We start from the raw sequence: 1,821 nt of genomic DNA, 5'->3' as shown, positions 1-1,821 counted from the left end.
CATTCGTCGGGCCGCAACCAAAGTTGGGAATAATCAACTGGACGCGTCGCTCAACAGCCAGGCTGGTTCATGAAATGCGTTGACAGCCCTAGCTTGCTAGGGTATTGTGGCCATCGAAATATTCAAGAAGCTCGATTGCTGATCACCATTTTCCGCCTTCTCTACGCGGTATTCGCTGTCCTCTCATCTTCCTTGAAGTTTTTGTCGCTCCGCAACGGAGCTGTTATTTTTATTTCAAGGAACTCACATGGATACCGGTACTGTTAAGTGGTTCAACGATAGCAAAGGTTTTGGCTTCATCACTCCTGACGCTGGCGGTGAGGACCTTTTCGCGCACTTCTCGGAAGTTCGGGGCGACGGCTTCAAGACGCTCGCAGAAAACCAGAAGGTGAGCTACGAGACCAAGCGCGGACCGAAGGGTATGCAGGCCGCGAATATCTCGCCGCAGTAATTGTTTTGTTTCTAGGGTCGGTCTGCCGGCCCTTGCTTGACTTGCATCCTCGCGGAGCCACGTGCTCCCGATCTGATCGCCGTGTTTCAACGTGCGCATCATTTGTCTTTTCGACACGATCCGTCTCGCCCCATTTTCATTTTCTTCGAATTCGCCCGACATACATGTCGTGCGAACGTCGCTCGGTTATCGCTTATGCAAAATACTAAAAATATTCATCAATACAACGGTTATTCCATCTCCCCATCCGCCCATCGTTTCGCGGACGGCTGGTTTGCCGCCAACCTTCTGCTCGTAGCCGATGATTGGCGTAGTGGCGAACCGGCCTCCTACGAGTTTCATGCGCTCGATTATTTCGATAACGAAACGCAGGCCTTGGATCACGCTACAAGCTGGGCACAGGGCTGGGTGGACAGTCGCGGTTAGTCGGACCCCGCCCCAGGCGGTTACAGCGGCACGCTGGGCAGCACCAGGTATTGACCGACCGTCGGTGCAGGACGGATCGAATCGCAACGATGCGTAGCAAAAGCACCCCTCTCAAATGGACGAATTTCATTTGGGTGACACCGCTAGGCGTCTCGCCCGGGTGTTTGCCGCAGACGGCGCGTGGGATTGCCCACCGCATGATGCGTCTCACGGCACGAAATGCTTATCAGACCCGCGTCCATCACACTGGTCACAAAACGTAACAATGAAAGGCCTCGAGGGAGAGTCGGGCTCGCGGTCGCTTGATCTGCACAACGCTATTTCCGTCAATCGCATCACAAGGAGCAGAGATGGCGATATTGGTCATGCAGGTCGCGGTAAGCGGTGAATTGGTCGAGGTCTTGGAGATGCCGATCGACGATGTCGACGGACACCGGATGCTCGCGGCCGCCAATGAGGATGACCGAGTGATTTACCCCTCGGGACAAACCCTCGAAGACGGCGAGGTCTGGATTGATCTGATCGACGGGGATGGCGAGACGCTATTCGATCATGTGGCGTGCTTTCACCGGGCGGATGCCTCCGACGCGCTGCAAATCCATTTCGGCTTGCATGTCGATGTCGTCAAAGATTGCCTTTCAAAGTCAAATATCGCCCTGCTCTATGCGAAGCATCGCCTTGCCGCTCAGGCGTACTTCCGCACGGTTGATCGACTGGTGGATTGCTCACTGGTGGGTTCGAGGCAGAGCAATCGCCGGCGGATCGGTGACGCCAGTGTCATGGATCTCGTGATAGAGCTTCGCAGGCGGCTGGACGGTGCCGTAACCCAACTTGCGCTGAGCGAGCTACCAACGCGCGTGCAGGCCGCGGCGCAGCAACTGAAGGATGCGACAAGGATCTATGCGGACGCGGTTCAGCGCCTGTGACGTAGCGTCCTGAGCTAC

Annotated in this window: 3 protein-coding genes; all 3 read left to right on the top strand. The window is 55.8% G+C overall.

Translation table 11 applies throughout. The features are described 5' to 3' along the window. Positions 1-247 precede the first annotated feature (247 nt). The 3 genes from HV670_RS29850 to HV670_RS29840 all read left to right on the top strand — a co-directional run bounded on the left by HV670_RS29850 (position 248) and on the right by HV670_RS29840 (position 1,803). Complete coding sequence (locus HV670_RS29850; RefSeq protein WP_061165318.1) at positions 248-451, top strand: cold-shock protein; 204 nt, start codon at positions 248-250, stop codon at positions 449-451. A 195-nt stretch (positions 452-646) separates the two neighbouring features. After that, on the top strand, positions 647-877 hold the full coding sequence (locus tag HV670_RS29845) for a hypothetical protein (protein ID WP_175108521.1): 231 nt from the start codon (positions 647-649) through the stop codon (positions 875-877). A 407-nt stretch (positions 878-1,284) separates the two neighbouring features. Next, on the top strand, positions 1,285-1,803 hold the full coding sequence (locus tag HV670_RS29840; RefSeq protein WP_175108520.1) for a hypothetical protein: 519 nt from the start codon (positions 1,285-1,287) through the stop codon (positions 1,801-1,803). Positions 1,804-1,821 lie beyond the last annotated feature (18 nt).

It is taken from the genome of Pararobbsia alpina (genome assembly GCF_902859895.1).
Lineage (GTDB): Bacteria > Pseudomonadota > Gammaproteobacteria > Burkholderiales > Burkholderiaceae > Pararobbsia > Pararobbsia alpina.
The sequence above is the reverse complement of the archived record's forward strand: the minus strand, read 5'-3'. Positions and strand labels throughout refer to the sequence as shown.

Bases quoted from the DNA above. Each gene is read 5' to 3' on its own strand.
- HV670_RS29850 (WP_061165318.1), top strand. From the start codon at position 248: ATGGATACCGGTACTGTTAAGTGGTTCAACGATAGCAAAGGTTTTGGC.
- HV670_RS29845 (WP_175108521.1), top strand. From the start codon at position 647: ATGCAAAATACTAAAAATATTCATCAATACAACGGTTATTCCATCTCC.
- HV670_RS29840 (WP_175108520.1), top strand. From the start codon at position 1,285: ATGCCGATCGACGATGTCGACGGACACCGGATGCTCGCGGCCGCCAAT.